This is a genomic window from Nocardia sp. BSTN01 (assembly GCF_015354405.1).
GTDB lineage: Bacteria > Actinomycetota > Actinomycetes > Mycobacteriales > Mycobacteriaceae > Nocardia.
The window spans coordinates 1-14,927 of record NZ_JADKYP010000093.1 but is presented as its reverse complement, the minus strand read 5'-3'; the positions used below and the strand labels follow the sequence as shown (position 1 = coordinate 14,927).

At 68.3% G+C, this 14,927-nt stretch carries 15 protein-coding genes and 1 tRNA gene; 6 read left to right on the top strand and 10 right to left on the bottom strand.

Translation table 11 applies throughout. From position 1 onward, the window contains the following. On the top strand, positions 1-630 hold a 630-nt coding region (locus IRT45_RS34635), incomplete at its 5' end, for a phosphomethylpyrimidine synthase ThiC (protein WP_194809978.1). A gap of 115 nt (positions 631-745) precedes the next feature. On the opposite strand, the gene IRT45_RS34630 is transcribed toward IRT45_RS34635, so the two are convergent. Continuing rightward, complete coding sequence (locus IRT45_RS34630; protein WP_194809977.1) at positions 746-1,387, bottom strand: TetR/AcrR family transcriptional regulator C-terminal domain-containing protein; 642 nt, start codon at positions 1,385-1,387, stop codon at positions 746-748. 88 nt (positions 1,388-1,475) lie between these two features. On the opposite strand from IRT45_RS34630, the gene IRT45_RS34625 reads away from it, so the two are divergent. Beyond that, positions 1,476-2,963, top strand: a complete 1,488-nt coding sequence (locus IRT45_RS34625) for an FAD-dependent monooxygenase (RefSeq protein WP_309241287.1) — start codon at positions 1,476-1,478, stop codon at positions 2,961-2,963. A 50-nt stretch (positions 2,964-3,013) separates the two neighbouring features. On the opposite strand, the gene IRT45_RS34620 is transcribed toward IRT45_RS34625, so the two are convergent. Next, complete coding sequence (locus tag IRT45_RS34620; RefSeq protein WP_194809976.1) at positions 3,014-3,661, bottom strand: TetR/AcrR family transcriptional regulator; 648 nt, start codon at positions 3,659-3,661, stop codon at positions 3,014-3,016. 87 nt (positions 3,662-3,748) lie between these two features. Here IRT45_RS34620 and IRT45_RS34615 point away from each other — a divergent pair, with 87 nt between their 5' ends. After that, entirely contained in the window at positions 3,749-4,882 is a 1,134-nt protein-coding gene (locus tag IRT45_RS34615) for an epoxide hydrolase family protein (protein ID WP_194809975.1), read from the top strand. 47 nt (positions 4,883-4,929) lie between these two features. On the opposite strand, the gene IRT45_RS34610 is transcribed toward IRT45_RS34615, so the two are convergent. Continuing rightward, positions 4,930-5,067, bottom strand: a complete 138-nt coding sequence (locus tag IRT45_RS34610) for a hypothetical protein (protein ID WP_086006982.1) — start codon at positions 5,065-5,067, stop codon at positions 4,930-4,932. A 147-nt stretch (positions 5,068-5,214) separates the two neighbouring features. Between IRT45_RS34610 and thiD the strand changes: the two genes are divergently transcribed. The 3 genes from thiD to IRT45_RS34595 all read left to right on the top strand — a co-directional run bounded on the left by thiD (position 5,215) and on the right by IRT45_RS34595 (position 9,390). After that, positions 5,215-6,060, top strand: coding sequence for a bifunctional hydroxymethylpyrimidine kinase/phosphomethylpyrimidine kinase (thiD, locus tag IRT45_RS34605; protein WP_194809974.1), 846 nt, complete (start codon positions 5,215-5,217; stop codon positions 6,058-6,060). A 112-nt stretch (positions 6,061-6,172) separates the two neighbouring features. Then, positions 6,173-7,429, top strand: a complete 1,257-nt coding sequence (locus tag IRT45_RS34600) for a bifunctional glycosyltransferase family 2/GtrA family protein (protein WP_228535911.1) — start codon at positions 6,173-6,175, stop codon at positions 7,427-7,429. Next, positions 7,426-9,390 carry a glycosyltransferase family 39 protein gene (locus IRT45_RS34595; protein ID WP_375540185.1) on the top strand — a complete coding sequence of 655 codons (1,965 nt, stop codon included), beginning with the start codon at positions 7,426-7,428 and terminating at the stop codon, positions 9,388-9,390. The genes IRT45_RS34600 and IRT45_RS34595 overlap by 4 nt, the downstream gene beginning before the upstream one ends. A gap of 70 nt (positions 9,391-9,460) precedes the next feature. On the opposite strand, the gene IRT45_RS34590 is transcribed toward IRT45_RS34595, so the two are convergent. The 7 genes from IRT45_RS34590 to IRT45_RS34560 all read right to left on the bottom strand — a co-directional run. Next, positions 9,461-9,533, bottom strand: a tRNA-Glu gene (locus IRT45_RS34590). 84 nt (positions 9,534-9,617) lie between these two features. Then, entirely contained in the window at positions 9,618-9,755 is a 138-nt protein-coding gene (locus IRT45_RS34585; RefSeq protein WP_157104452.1) for a hypothetical protein, read from the bottom strand. Positions 9,756-9,855: 100 nt separating this feature from the next. Beyond that, positions 9,856-10,470, bottom strand: coding sequence for a TetR/AcrR family transcriptional regulator (locus IRT45_RS34580; RefSeq protein WP_063001165.1), 615 nt, complete (start codon positions 10,468-10,470; stop codon positions 9,856-9,858). Positions 10,471-10,477: 7 nt separating this feature from the next. Beyond that, complete coding sequence (locus IRT45_RS34575) at positions 10,478-11,296, bottom strand: enoyl-CoA hydratase family protein (RefSeq protein WP_194809972.1); 819 nt, start codon at positions 11,294-11,296, stop codon at positions 10,478-10,480. Positions 11,297-11,371: 75 nt separating this feature from the next. Further along, positions 11,372-12,532 carry an acyl-CoA dehydrogenase family protein gene (locus tag IRT45_RS34570; protein WP_063001166.1) on the bottom strand — a complete coding sequence of 387 codons (1,161 nt, stop codon included), beginning with the start codon at positions 12,530-12,532 and terminating at the stop codon, positions 11,372-11,374. Between the two features lie 23 nt (positions 12,533-12,555). Beyond that, complete coding sequence (locus IRT45_RS34565) at positions 12,556-14,577, bottom strand: biotin carboxylase N-terminal domain-containing protein (RefSeq protein ID WP_194809971.1); 2,022 nt, start codon at positions 14,575-14,577, stop codon at positions 12,556-12,558. An 8-nt stretch (positions 14,578-14,585) separates the two neighbouring features. Further along, positions 14,586-14,927: carboxyl transferase domain-containing protein (locus IRT45_RS34560; protein WP_305082335.1), on the bottom strand; the 342-nt coding region annotated here is incomplete at its 5' end.

Sequence of the window (14,927 nt, the reverse complement as noted above, 5' to 3'; positions counted from 1 at the left end):
TACGATCTGAAGATCGAGGGCCCGGGCCACGTCCCGATGCACAAGATCGTAGAGAACGTGCGGCTCGAGGAGGAACTGTGCGAGGAGGCGCCGTTCTACACGCTGGGCCCGCTCGCCACCGATATCGCACCGGCCTACGACCACATCACCTCGGCGATCGGCGCGGCGATCATCGCGCAGGCCGGCACCGCGATGCTCTGCTACGTCACCCCGAAGGAACATCTGGGGCTGCCCAACCGCGACGATGTGAAGACCGGCGTGATCACCTACAAGATCGCCGCGCATTCGGCCGACCTCGCCAAGGGGCATCCGCGGGCGCAGGAACGCGACGACGCGTTGTCCAAGGCGCGCTTCGAATTCCGCTGGCACGACCAGTTCGCGCTGTCGCTGGACCCCGACACCGCGCGGGAGTACCACGACGAAACGCTGCCCGCCGAACCCGCCAAGACCGCGCACTTCTGCTCGATGTGCGGCCCGAAGTTCTGCTCGATGCGCATCTCCGCCGATGTGCGCGAGTACGCGGAGAAGCAGGGGCTCACCGACGTGGAGGCCATCGAGGCCGGTATGGCCGAGAAGTCGGCCGAATTCGCCGAGGCCGGCGGAAAGGTCTACCTGCCGGTCGTGTCGTGACAGCGAAAGCTGTTGTGCCGTAACGGCATTGCCGTTGCGCTGCGCGCGCCGACGCCGCCCGCCGCCAGGGTGGGCGTCGGCGCCGCAGATGTGCCGCCGGCCCGCGGATGCCAGCTCATCGCTCGATGTTCGCGAGCGTCCGGATGCCGGTGAGGATCACGCGGACGCCGTGGTCGAATTCGTCGTCCGGATCTACGGCGGACAGCTTCGTGACCAGATTCGCCGTGCGCGGATAGCGATCGGGGTCGACCGCCCGGTCGATGTGCGCATAGGGGTTGTCGGCACCGTAATCCGTACCGGTGCGGGCCTGCTCCTCGATCACGAATCCGACCGTGTAATGCAGGACGATCGGGAAGACCCACCCGGCCTCGTCGGCGGAGAACCCCGCGTCCTCCAGCGTGCGTAGGGTCAATTCCATGGTGCGCCACATGGATTCGTCGCTGATGAAGGTACCGGCGAGCAGTCGGCCGCCGTCGCGGTGCCGCAGCATCGAACCGCGCAGGCGCCCGGCCAGTTCGGCGATCCAGTCCTGCCAGGTCTCGCCCCGGCGCGGCCCCTCCACGCGGTCGACCGCGGCGGCGAAGACCGCGCGCGCCATCACATCGAGCAGTTCCTGCTTGTTCTTGACATGCCAGTAGAGCGCCGGCGCCTGCACATTCAGCGCCGACGCCACCTTGCGCATGGTCAGCCCGTCGAGCCCGGTCTCGTCCAGCAGCTCCAGCGCGGCCGCGCCGATGGCGTTGGCGTCGAGTTTCATCGCACCTCCCAGTCGATTGCTTGACAGCTTAACAATGTTCTGGTGTCCTTAACGACGTTAAGGATTTAACAACGTTAAGGAGCGGGTCGTGCGGACAACGGATGTAGTCGTCGCAGGTGGCGGACCTACCGGGCTGATGCTGGCGTACGAATTGCGACTGGCCGGGGTCGCGGTGGAGGTACTGGACGCGCTGCCGGCGCGCACCGGTGAATCCCGGGCCGGAGGTATCCACGCGCGCACCATGGAGATCCTCGACCAGCGCGGCCTGCTCGACGACCTCCTGCGACAGGGGCGCACACTGCCGCGCGGCCACTTCGGCGGACTCCCGTTGGACTTCGGCGATTTCCACACCCGTTTCCCCTACACCCTCGCGGTATTGCAGTCGGTGATCGAGCGCGAATTGGACCGCCACGCGACGGCGGCCGGCGCGCCCGTGCAGTGGGATTCGCCCGTCATCGGTTTCCGCCAGGACGATTCCGGGGTGGACGTCGAGGTCGGCGGGAGCCGTCCCCGCCGGATTCGCGCCGTCTACCTGGTCGGCTGCGACGGCGGGCGCAGTTCGGTGCGCAAGCTCGCGGGCATCGGATTCGATGGTACGGACGCGACGGTGACGGGCATGATCGCCGACGTCGAACTCGCCGCTCCGCCCGCCGAGCCGTTCTTCGGCGCCCGCGGCGCGACCGGCGACTATTCGGTGATCCAGTTCGAGCCCGGGTGGTACCGGTTGATCGCCCAGTGCCACGACCGGGTGCGCGAACGTGGCAGTTCGTTGACCTTCGACGAATTCCGCGACGCGTTCACCGAACTCGCGGGCACCGATTTCGGCATGCACAGCCCGCGGTGGGTCACCCACTACGGCGATGCCGCCCGGCAGGCCGATCGCTACCGCGTCGGCCGGGTGTTCCTCGCGGGCGACGCCGCGCACATCCATTTCCCGGCCGGTGGCCAGGGCCAGAATCTGGGGCTGCAGGATGCGGTCAATCTGGGCTGGAAGATCGCGGCCGTGCTGCGCGGCAACGCCTCCGACGCACTGCTGGACACCTACGAATCCGAACGCCATCCGATCGCCGCGCGTGTACTGCGGAATACGCGCGCCCAGACGGCGCTGTCCCGACCGGGTGCGCACGCAGACGCGTTGCGCGAGAGCATGTCCGACCTTTTCGACATCGACGAGGTGCGCCACCGCCTCGGGCTCATGATCACCGCACTGGACATCCGCTACGACTGCGGGGACGAGCACCCACTGTGCGGCCGGCGCGTGCCGGACGCCGATATCGCGACCGCCGACGGGGCCACCCGCGTGCACGAGCTGATGCGTTCCGGATACCCGATTCTGTTGGTACGCAACGCCGCCGAGATTCCCGATATCAGCGCATGGAAGGATCGCGTCGAGATCGTGTGCGCCACGGATCCGGCCACCGAATGGATCATCCCCGGATTCGGCTCCGTTCCGGCGCCCGTGTACACCCTCATCCGGCCGGACGGGTATATCGCTTGGGCCGCAAGCACTTCCACCACCGAGGGGCTGAGCACGGCACTCGGCAGGTGGGTCGGCGCCGGTTCCGCCGACCGGTGATCTCGGCGGCTACCCACGCCGCTCCATCGGCGCCCGCCGTGGCGTCGCCGCTACTTCCGGGGCTGCCAGCGCGCGACGAAATCGTCGGGTTGCGGTGCGGGACCGGGGAGTTCGCCGGGGGTGCGCAGTCCGTCGAGCAGCAGCGCGAGTATGCGGTGGCGCAACTGTGCGGTTCGAGTGGCGTCGGGGAGGATGATCGCGGCGCAGGCCTCCAGGACCAGGCTGAGATCGGCGATCGTCACTCCGTCGCGGACGGCGCCGGAAACCCGCGCCCGGCGCAGTATTTCCTCGTTCAGCTCCGCGGAGCGTCGCACCTGAGGCGCGAACGATTCGTCCGGGGTGAACGTGCCGGCCAGTCGCACGGTCAGCGAATGCACATCGGCGTCGACCACCCGGCGCAGGAATTCGGCGAGCACGTCGGCGTCGGACGCCGACTCGAGCGCGGCCTCGGCCTCGGCGTTGTAGCGGCACAAACCCTGGTAGCAGAGCGTGCGCAGCAGCGCCTCCTTACTCGGATAGCGGCGGTACAACGCACTGATTCCCACACCGGCCCGTTCGGCCACGGCCGAGATCGGGGCGGTCGCATCGGCGAGGAAGACCGCGCGCGCGGCATCGAGGATGATCCCGTCGTTGCGTGCGGCCTGCGCCTTGCGACCGGGAAGCGCCTGGTGAGCTGGGGAATCGGCTGATTTCGGCATGGTTTCAGCGTAACACTTGAAACGGAATGATCCGTTCTGATACGGTTCTAACAGAACGAAACATTCCGTTCCGAAATGGAGACGATCATGACCATCCGCCCGTTCCACATCGACATCCCGCAAGACCGCCTCGACGACCTCGCCGACCGGCTGCACCGGGCGCTGTGGCCGGACGAGCTACCCGGCGTCGCTGACGCCTACGGTGTGCCGGGCGATCGGGTGCGCGCGCTGGCGAAGTACTGGTTGAACGACTTCGATTGGCGCGCAACGGAAGCGCGACTGAATGCGCATCCGCAGTTCCGCACGCAGATCGACGGCGAGGATATTCACTTCCTGCACGTCCGCTCGTCGCGTCCGGATGCGCTACCGGTCATCCTCACCCACGGCTGGCCCGGTTCGGTGCTGGAGTACCTGGACGTGATCGAGGCGCTGACCGAACCGGAATCCCCCGACCATCCGGCCTTCCACGTGGTCCTGCCGTCGCTGCCGGGCTTCGGCTTCTCCGGCCCGACCCGCAGCACCGGCTGGGACACCCAGCGCACCGCCCGCGCCTGGGTGGAGCTGATGGACCGGCTCGGTTACCAGCGCTTCGGCGCCATCGGCAACGACGGTGGGTCGATGATCTCCCCGGAGATCGGCCGGCTGGCCGGCGATCGCGTGGTGGGTGTGCACGTGACGCAGTTGTTCTCCTTCCCCTCCGGCGACCCGGCCGAATTCGACGGACTGTCCGAAGAGGATCTGGGGGCGCTCGCACACCTGCAGTGGTTCCAGGACAACAAGATGGCGTTCAACATCCTGTGCAGCCAGCAGCCCCAGACGCTGGCCTACGCGCTGAGCGACTCTCCGCTCGGGCTGCTGGGCTGGAACGCACAGCTTTTCGGCGAAAGTCTCGATCCGGAATTCGTGATCGGCAATATCGCGCTGTACTGGCTCACCGGCACCGCGGCCTCCTCGATCCGGTTCTACTACGAGAACGCCCACGCCACCGAGCGTCCGTCCGGGCCGACCACCACCCCGACCGCGCTGGCCATGTTCGCCGGGGATTTCCGGTCGATCCGCCGGTTCGCCGAGCGCGACCACGAGAACATCGTCAGCTGGAATTCCTACGACGTGGCATCGGTGACCGGCGGCCCCAACGACGCGGCCGGACACTACGCCGCGCACGAGGCGCCGCAGGTGCTGGTCGGCGACATCCGGACGTTCTTCGCCCGGGTCCGGTGAATCCCCCGGCGGCTGAGCAGTCGTGCCGACTGCTCAGCCGGGGTGCCCTACCGCTGCTTCTTCCCGTCGACCGTGGTCTCCACACCCGATGGGGTCACGCCCTTGGCCTTCTTCTCCGCTCGCTTCTCCTTCAGCGACTTGCCGGATTTCTTGGACATGGTGCTGCGCGGAGATTTATCGGACATGAGGGTCCTTTGTTCGGCAGGATCCGAATGATCCTGTTGGCCCGACCGTACGCGTCCGTACTCCCGCATCGGCGTAATGCGCCGTCAGCACGGCCGCGTGGACGACCACACTGCGGTCGCGTGCCGGCGCGTCGTAGGGTCTGTCTCGTGAAACTGCTGCCGTTGCCGGAACCGGGCACTACGCCGGTCCGGGTGCTGACGATCGCCGGAACCGACTCCGGGGGTGGGGCCGGAATTCAGGCCGATTCGCGGACCATGGCACTGCTCGGCGTCCATGCGTGCGTGGCGGTGGCCGCGGTGACGGTGCAGAACTCGGTCGGGGTCAGCGGTTTCCACGAGATTCCGCCGCAGACCGTCGCCGATCAGGTGCGGGTGGTGACCGGCGATATCGGGGTCGCGGCGGCCAAGACCGGCATGCTGGCCTCGACCGCGATCATCGAGGCCGTGGCACAGGTCTGCGACGAGGTCGGTATCGGACGCGACGGCACAGTGCCCTTGGTGGTCGACCCGGTGGCGGCCTCCATGCACGGCGACCCGCTGCTGCACGCGGAAGCTCTGGACGCACTGCGCTCGGTCCTCATTCCGCGCGCCACGCTGGTGACCCCGAATCTGGACGAGGTGCGGCTGCTCACCGGCATCACCGTCACCGACGACCGCAGCGCCCGCAAGGCCGCCGAGGCGCTGATCGCACTCGGCCCGCGCTGGGCCGTCGTCAAGGGCGGCCATCTGCGCTCCTCCGAATTCAGCACCGATCTGCTGTTCGACGGCGACCGCTTCCACGAGCTCACCGCACCCCGCATCACGACCGGCAACGATCACGGCGGCGGCGACACCCTGGCCGCCGCCTCCGCCTGCGCCCTGGCGCACGGCTATCAGGTGCCGGAGGCGGTGGCATTCGCCAAGGAGTGGACCACGCGCTGCCTGAAGGATGCCTACGACCTCGGCGCCGGCCACGGTCCGGTGTCACCGCTGTGGCGGCTGCGCGAAAACTGAATTCGCCTCACGACCAGGTCGGACGAACCGGCGCGCTCCCAGGAAGCTCACAGGTCGGACGCAGCGCTGCCCAAGGCTGATCCCCGAGATTGGGATCATGACCGAGACAGCGATGGCGTTCCAGGCGGCCACCACCCCCGACTCGACGCGCACACCGGTGCTCGAGGTCGTGATCCCTGTGTACAACGAGGAGCGCGATCTCGCCGGATGTGTCCGCCGGCTGCACGCATTCCTGCGTGACGGTTTCCCGTTCTCGACCCGAATCACGGTGGCGGACAACGCATCCACCGACTCCACCCTTTCCGTAGCGCACGAACTCGCCGCGGAGCTGCCCGAGGTCGAGGTCGTCCACCTCGACCGCAAGGGCCGCGGACGCGCGCTGCGTGCGGTGTGGGAGGCCTCCGACGCACAGGTCGTCGCATATATGGACGTCGACCTGTCCACCGACCTCAACGCCCTGCTGCCGCTGGTGGCCCCGCTGGTCTCCGGACATTCCGATCTGGCGATCGGCACCCGGCTGGCGAAATCCTCGCGCGTGGTGCGCGGCCCCAAGCGCGAGATCATCTCCCGCTGCTACAACCTGATCCTGCGGGCCTCACTGCAGGCCCGGTTCTCCGACGCCCAATGCGGATTCAAGGCGATGCGCACCGATGTGGCGCGCCGCATCCTGCCGCTGGTCCAGGACGGGGAGTGGTTTTTCGACACCGAACTGCTGGTGATCGCCGAACGCGCCGGGCTGCGCATCCACGAGGTTCCGGTGGACTGGATCGACGATCCGGACAGCCGCGTGGACATCGTCGACACCGCCCGCAAGGATCTGCTCGGCGTGTGGCGGGTGGGCCGCGGGCTGGCCACCGGCGCCCTGCCGATCAACGAACTGCGCGCCGCCATCGGACGGGAACCGCTGGTGGACGGGGTGCCGCTGGGCATGGTCGGGCAGCTGGTGCGCTTCGGCATCATCGGTGTGCTCTCCACGCTGGCCTACATGCTCCTGTATGTGATGCTGCAGTCCGTGGTCGGCGCCCAGCCCGCGAACTTCGCCGCCCTGCTGATCACCGCGGTCGCCAACACCGCGGCGAACCGCGCCTTCACCTTCGGCGTGCGCGGTTCGGGCAACGCGGTCTCCCACCACTTCCAGGGCTTGCTGATCTTCGCCTTCGCCTGGCTGCTGACCAGCGGTTCGCTGTTCGCGCTGCACCGGTGGGCGCCGGACGCGTCCGTGCACGTGGAACTGCTGGTGCTGGTGGTCGCGAATCTGGTGGCGACGCTGACCCGATTCGTGGGGCTGCGCTGGGTTTTCCGCAATGCGGTCGCCGGCAGCGCCGTCGAGGACATCGCGACCGCGCGGGTTTCGACCCAGCCACGGTGACCACAACCCTCACCCGGCCGATGTCCGGGTCCGCATCGGCCGCACCGCCGGCGCCGGTCCCGGATCGGCGCCGATGGGAACGGCCGGCGCTGACCGTCCTCCTGCTCGCGACAACCATCGCCTACCTGTGCAATCTGAGTGCCAACGGGTGGGCGAACGCCTTCTACGCGGCTGCGGCACAGGCAGGTTCGGTGTCGTGGAAGGCGTTTCTCTTCGGTTCCTCGGATGCCGCGAATGCGATCACCGTGGACAAGACCCCGGCCGCCCTGTGGCCGATGGATCTGGCGGTACGGGCGTTCGGGCTGTCCAGTTGGAGCCTGCTGGTGCCGCAGGTGCTGATGGGCGTGGGCGCGGTCGCGTTGCTGTGGGCGACCGTGCGCCGGCCGTTCGGGCCGGTGGCCGGACTACTCGCGGGCACGGTGCTGGCCGTGACACCGGTGGCGGCCCTGATGTTCCGGTTCGACAATCCGGACGCCCTGCTGGTCCTGCTGATGGTGGCGGCATGCTGGGCGATGACGCGCGCACTCGAGAACGGGCGGCTGCGGTGGCTCATCCTGTGCGGCGCCTTCGTCGGATTCGGCTTCCTGGCGAAGCAATTGCAGGTGCTGCTGGTGGTGCCCGCGCTCGCGACCACCTACCTGATCGCCGGCCCGCCGCGCCTGGGCAAGCGAATCGCGCAACTGGGCGCCGCGGCGGCGGCCATGGTCGCCGCCGCCGGCTGGTGGATTCTGCTCGCCGAAGTGTGGCCGGCAGATTCTCGGCCGTATTTCGGTGGCTCCCAGCATAATTCGGTACTGGAACTGACCTTCGGATACAACGGACTGGGCCGGCTCAACGGGGACGAGGTCGGCAGCCTCGGGCCGCCCGGCGGCGGATTCCGGGGCGAAAGCGGGATTACCCGGTTGTTCCAGCCGGCCCAGGGCGGACAGATCGCCTGGCTGCTCCCGGCCGCGCTGATCCTGCTCGTCGCGGCAATAGTGCTGCGCGGCAAGGCATCCCGCACCGATCCCCAGCGCGCCGCGCTCGTACTGTGGGGCGGTTGGCTGGTGGTGACCGCCCTGGTGTTCAGCTTCATGCGGGGCATCTTCCATCAGTACTACACGGTGGCGCTGGCCCCGGCGATCGCGGCACTCGTCGGTGCGGGCATCACGATGCTGTGGCGGCATCGGGAACGGACCTGGGTCCGCGTAGTCGCCACGGTGACGATGGCGACGACGACCGCCACGGCGTGGATGTTGTTGTCGCGCAATCTCGAATTCGTGCCGTGGCTGCGCTGGCTGGTGCTTGTCGGCGGGATCGTGGTCACCGTCGCACTGCTGTTTCCGGCGCCGCGGCGGATCGCTGTCGCGCTGGCGATCGCCGCGGGCGTGGCCGGTGTCGCGGGGCCGCTCGCCTATACCGTCGACACCGTCGCGACCGCGCATACCGGGCCGATTCCCAGCGCCGGGCCCAGGATGCCCATGCGTTTTCCCGCGGGTATGCGGATGCCGTGGGAGCAGAGTTCGGGCGCCGAGGGTTTCGTGCGGGCCGGTGACCACGGTGGCCGGGCGGGCGGTCTCGCGGTGGGCCCCTGGGGTCGCGACAACCCCGGCGGCAACGCGATGCAGGTCAGCACACCGAGCGAGACGTTGACCGCCCTCCTGGACCGCGACGGCGAAGCCTACGAATGGGTCGCGGCGACCGTGAGCTCGAATCGGGCGGCCGGATATCAGCTCGCCACCCAATTGCCGGTGATGGCGATCGGCGGATTCAACGGCAGCGATCCCTCCCCGACCCTGGATCAGTTCCGCGACCACGTCGCGGCGCTCGACATCCACTACTTCGTCGACGGTGCGGATCGCGGACCGGGCGACGGTGCGCAGGATTCGACGGCCGTGCGGATCACCGCCTGGGTGCGTAACCACTTCACCGCACAGAACGTGGACGGGGTGACGATCTACGACTTGACCGCCCCGCGGTGAGCGCGCCGGCGACAGTTGCCCCCGGAAACGACGATGCCCGCCCTCGAAGAGGGCGGGCATCGCGTGGTTGTAGCCCCGACGGGATTTGAACCCGCGCTACCGCCTTGAGAGGGCGGCGTCCTAGGCCGCTAGACGACGGGGCCGAGAACTGCGCTCCGGCAACCGGAGCCCGGTCAGCTTATCGGTCCCGGGCGACGGCACCAAATCGGGTGCTCACATTCGCGGTCTCAGAAAGGCCGCCCCTGGATGAGGCCGAAGATTCCGGCGATGAAGAACAGTGGGATGAACAACGCGGTCGCCACCGGATCGCCGTTGAGATATCCCTGCCGGATACCTTCCAGAGCTGCCGCAGAACCCGAATCCATGATCGATTTCCCCTCGCTCTCCATCTGATGCATTGCCCGATTACGCTAGCGCAGCCCAGCACCCTTCCCAGCAGCGCTGTTCCCACCGGCGGGCGTGATGTCAGTGTGGCGTGTGCAGTCCCATGTGCAGGGTTACCGCCCACTGGTGCACGATCTGCTTGCGGCGGACCGAGTCGTCGGTCAGGACATCGGCCAGCCCCAGGCCGCGGGCCATGTCGAGGGTGGCCTGCACCAGGTGATGGGCGACCGGATCGGAGTCGTCGACGCCGAGCGCCTCGACGGCCAATCGGTGCGAGACCCGGCCGAAGTGCGCCTCGAGCGGCACGATGCGTTCGCGCAATACCGGATCCGCCGCGGCATGGGTCCACACCTGCAGCGCCGCCTTGAACAGCGGAGTCGTATAGGACTCGACCAGCTGCGCCACCACCGCCTCGGTGCGGCCGACACCCTGCGCCACCTCGGTCACGGCCGCCGCCTCGGTCTTGGCCTGTGCCATCCGGGTGTCGAACATGTACTCGAGGGCGGCGGTGATCAGATCCTCGCGGGTGGGGAAATGATGCTGAGCCGCCCCGCGCGAGACCCCGGCCCGTTCGGCGACGACCGCGACAGTGGCCGCCGCCCAGCCCATATCGGCCAGACAGTCGATGGTGGCCTCGAGCAATCGCTGCCGGGTGGCCCGGCTGCGGTCCTGCTTGGGTTCGTGCGATGCGGTCATGATCGGTTCATTCTGCCCAGCTGGGTGGGCGGCGCTGGAAGAAGGCTGTCATCCCCTCGATCACCTCGGGCGTGCCGAAGAAACTGCCGGAGCGTTTGGCCAGCTCATCGGCGGTGCGATCGAATTCGGCGACCAGGGACGCATTCACCAGCCGCTTACTTTCGGCCAGCCCCTGCGGGGATCCCTTGCGCAATGCGCCGCACAGCCGGGCGACCTCGGCGGCGGCATCGTCGGCGGCGACGGTGATCAACCCGATGCGCTCGGCCTCGGCCGCGTCGAAGGTCTCGCCGGTCTGGTAGTAACGGGCGGCGGCCCGGGAGGTCAGCCGCGGCAGCAGCGTGAGCGAGATCATGAACGGCGCCAGGCCCAGCCGCGCCTCGGTGAGCGCGAAACTGCTCGACGGTCCGGCGACCGCGATATCGCAGGCGCCGACGATACCCATTCCGCCCGCGCGCACGTTGCCGTCGATCTGCGCGACCACCGGTTTGTGCAGTTCCACGATGCCGCGCAGCACGTCGATCATCCATCCGGTGCGGATGTCGGCGGCCGCGGCCGGATCGGCGTCGAGCGCTTCCTTGAGGTCCGCGCCGGCGCAGAACGTGTTACCGGTGTGGGTGAGGATCACCCCGCGGGCCTGCTCGTCGGCCCCGGCCTTGCGCAGTCCGTCGAGCAGTTCGCGAACCAGCTTCGAGGACAACGCATTCCGATTGTGCGGTGAATCCAGCGTGAGTACCGCGAAGCCGTCGCGCAGGTCGTACCGCACGAAAGGCGTTTCGGTACCGGTGGTCTCGGTACCCGTGGTTTCGGTGCCGGTGGTTTCGCTCACGTGTGCAATCCTCCTCGTCCGGTTCGGGTGGTGTCCTCCGGCCGGGCCGCGCGGGGCGGCCCGGCCGGTCGCCGCTCAGTACGACTTCGGCAGCCCCAGCGAGTGCTGGGAGACGAAGTTCAGGATCATTTCCCGGCTCACCGGAGCCACTCGCGCGATCCGCGCCGCGCCGAGCATGCCCGCCAGACCGATGTCCGCGGTCAGGCCCGAACCACCGTGGGTCTGGATGGACTGATCCAGGGCCTTGATACTCGCCTCCGCCGCAGCGTATTTCGCCATATTGGCGGCCTCCGCGGCACCGAAGTCGTCGCCGGAATCGTAGAGTACGGCGGCCTTCTGCATCATCAGCTTGGCCAGTTCGAGTTCGATCTTCACCTGGGCCAGCGGATGTGAGATGCCCTGGTGCGCCGCGATCGGCGTCTTCCAGACCTGCCGTTCCCGGGCGTATTCGACCGCCCGGTCGATGGCGTAGCGGCCCATGCCGACCGCCATCGCCGCACCCATGATGCGCTCGGGATTCAGCCCGGCGAACAGCTGCGCGATCGCGGCGTCCTCCTGGCCCACCAGCGCGCTGCCGGGTAGGCGCACATCGTCGAGGAACAGCGTGAACTGGTTGTCCGGCTCGATGATGTCCATCTCCTGGCGGTTCTTCTCGAAGCCGGGAGTATCGGTCGGGACGATGAACAGCGCCGGCTTCAGCTTGCCGGTCTTGGAATCCTCGGTGCGCGAGACGATCAGCACCGCCTCGGCCTGATCCACACCGGAGATGAAGATCTTGCGGCCGTTGAGGATCCAGTCGCCACCGTCGCGGCGCGCGGTGGTGGTGATGTTGTGCGAGTTGGAGCCGGCGTCGGGCTCGGTGATGCCGAACACCATCTTCGACGAGCCGTCGGCCAGCCGGGTCAGCCAGTACTGCTTCTGCTCCTCGGTGCCGTACTTGGTGATGATGGTGCCGCAGATCGCCGGCGAGACCACCATCAGCAGCAGCCCCGCGCCCTGGGCGGCCAGTTCCTCCATCACCAGCGCCAGTTCGTAGATTCCGGCGCCACCGCCGCCGTACTCCTCCGGCAGGTTCACGCCGAGGAAGCCGAGTTTGCCCGCCTCGTCCCACAATTCGTCCAGCGGCTCGTTGCGGCGCGCCTTGGCGGAGACGTAGTCGCGGTAGTTGTACTTCGCGGCGAGCTTGGCGACGGCCGCCCGCAGCTGCTTCTGTTCGTCGGTCTCGATGAAACTCATGGACATTCTCCTGTAGTGGGCCGCTATTCGGCGGCGGCTTCGGCCGGTGTCGCGGTGGCTTCGGCCTGGACGACCGCCAGCACGGCGCCGACGTCGACCTGTTGTCCCGCCACCACATTCAGTTCGGTCAGCACACCGTCGGCCGGGGCGGCGATGGTGTGCTCCATCTTCATGGCCTCGAGCCAGAGGATCGGCTGGCCCTTCTCGACGGCGGTGCCGACCTCGGCGCCCAGCCGGATCACCGAACCCGGCATCGGCGCCAGCAACGATCCCTCCGTGACCTGGTCGGCCGGGTCCGAGAAACGCGGCAGCCTGCGCACCGCGACCGGGCCCAGCGGCGAATCGACCGCCACCAGATCGCCGTAACGCGCGACCTCGAACCGCCGCCGCACCGAGCCACGCTCGCCGGGCACGCCGAGAACCACGACATCCGGTGTGGCCTCGATCAGTTCGAGCCCCTCGTGGCCCTCGACCTCGAGTCCGGAGCGAGTGAGGCGGTAACGCACCTCGTGCGTGCCCGACACCCGGCTCTCGTAGGACTTGCTCTGCGCCTGTGAGGGCAGGTTGCGCCAGCCGCTGGGCAGCGCCGCCCCGACGCGCGCTCGCGCTCGGTTGGCGGCCGCGTCCGCCAGCGCCGCGGCGACGACGGACAGCGCCTCGTCGCCGGGTGAAACCAGCGGCGCGGCAAGCTTTTCCAGGCCGTGAGTGGCGAAGAACGCGGTATCGGTGTCACCGGCGAGGAAGGCCGGATGCCGCAGCACCCGCACCAGCAGATCGCGGTTGGTGACCAGTCCGTGGATGCGGGCCCGCTGCAACGCCGTCGCCAGCAGATGCGCCGCTTCCTTGCGAGTGTCGGCGTAGGAGATGACCTTGGCCAGCATCGGGTCGTAGAACACCCCGACCGCCGAGCCGTCCACCACACCGGAGTCCAGCCGCAGACCGGCCTCGGTGAGGACGGTGAATTCCGCTGTGCCCGAGGCGAATTCGATGTGATGCACCGTACCGCTCTGCGGCTGCCAGTCGTGTGCCGGATCCTCCGCGTACAGCCGCACCTCGATGGAGTGGCCGCGCATCGGCGGCGGCTCCTGCGGCAGCCGGTAGCCCTGCGCCACCTGCAGTTGCAGCCGGACCAGATCGAGGCCGGTGGTGCATTCGGTGACCGGATGTTCCACCTGCAGGCGGGTGTTCATCTCCAGGAAGAAGAAATCGCCCTGCTCGTCGGCGAGGAATTCGACCGTGCCCGCGCCTTCGTAGCCGATCGCCTCGGCGGCGAGCCGGGCCGCCTCGAACAACCGCTCCCGCATCGGGGCGACCCGCTCGACCAACGGCGACGGCGCTTCCTCGACCACCTTCTGATGCCGACGCTGAATCGAACATTCCCGCTCACCCACCGCCCAGACCCGGCCGTGGGTATCGGCCATCACCTGTACCTCGATGTGGCGGCCGGTTTCGAGGTACCGCTCACAGAACACCGTCGGATCGCCGAAGGCCGATTCCGCCTCGCGCCGGGCCGCCTCGAGTTGATCCGGGAGTTCCGCCAGCGAGCGCACCACCCGCATACCGCGCCCGCCACCACCGGCGGACGCCTTGATCAGGACGGGCAGCAGGGCCTCGGTGACCTCGGCCGGATCGAGTTCGGCCAGCACCGGGACGCCCGCGGCGTCCATCATCTTCTTGGATTCGACCTTCGAACCCATCTGTTCGATCGCCGCGACCGGCGGGCCCACCCACGCCAAGCCCGCATCGATCACCCGGCGAGCGAATTCCGCGTTCTCGGAAAGGAATCCGTACCCCGGATGAATCGCGTCGGCGCCCGCGGCGTGGGCGGCCTCGATGATCAGATCGGCGCGCAGATAGGTCTCGCCGGGTGTGTTGCCGGGCAGCCGGATCGCCGCATCGGCCTCGGCCACATGCGGTGCGTTCGCATCCGCGTCGGAATACACCGCGGTCGTGGCGATGCCCATGCGCCGGCAGGTCGCGAATACGCGCCGGGCGATCTCCCCGCGGTTGGCGACCAGAACGTTCGTGATCGGCCCTACTGTCATCTCAGACCTCACATCCGGAAGACGCCGAAGCCCTCGGCGCCCTTGATCGGGGCATTGTGGATGGCCGACAACGCCATTCCCAATACCGTGCGGGTGTCGCGGGGGTCGATCACACCGTCGTCGTAGAGCCGGCCCGACATGAACATCGGCAGCGATTCGGCCTCGATCTGGGCCTCGATCATCGCGCGCATGCCCTTGTCGGCTTCCTCGTCGAACGCCTGGCCGCGCGCCTCGGCGGCGGCCCGGCCCACGATCGAGATCACACCCGCCAGCTGCGCACCGCCCATCACCGCGGATTTCGCACTGGGCCAGGCGAACACGAAGCGCGGATCGTAAGCGCGCCCGCACAA

What these genes read in the sequence shown, in the direction of transcription:
- IRT45_RS34610 (WP_086006982.1), bottom strand. Translation starts at nt 5,067, where the DNA reads ATGTCCGATAAATCTCCGCGCAGCACCATGTCCAAGAAATCCGGCAAG.
- IRT45_RS34620 (WP_194809976.1), bottom strand. Translation starts at nt 3,661, where the DNA reads ATGCCGAAATCAGCCGATTCCCCAGCTCACCAGGCGCTTCCCGGTCGC.
- IRT45_RS34570 (WP_063001166.1), bottom strand. Translation starts at nt 12,532, where the DNA reads ATGAGTTTCATCGAGACCGACGAACAGAAGCAGCTGCGGGCGGCCGTC.
- IRT45_RS34600 (WP_228535911.1), top strand. Translation starts at nt 6,173, where the DNA reads ATGGCGTTCCAGGCGGCCACCACCCCCGACTCGACGCGCACACCGGTG.
- IRT45_RS34615 (WP_194809975.1), top strand. Translation starts at nt 3,749, where the DNA reads ATGACCATCCGCCCGTTCCACATCGACATCCCGCAAGACCGCCTCGAC.
- IRT45_RS34580 (WP_063001165.1), bottom strand. Translation starts at nt 10,470, where the DNA reads ATGACCGCATCGCACGAACCCAAGCAGGACCGCAGCCGGGCCACCCGG.
- IRT45_RS34630 (WP_194809977.1), bottom strand. Translation starts at nt 1,387, where the DNA reads ATGAAACTCGACGCCAACGCCATCGGCGCGGCCGCGCTGGAGCTGCTG.
- IRT45_RS34565 (WP_194809971.1), bottom strand. Translation starts at nt 14,577, where the DNA reads ATGACAGTAGGGCCGATCACGAACGTTCTGGTCGCCAACCGCGGGGAG.
- IRT45_RS34585 (WP_157104452.1), bottom strand. Translation starts at nt 9,755, where the DNA reads ATGGATTCGGGTTCTGCGGCAGCTCTGGAAGGTATCCGGCAGGGATAT.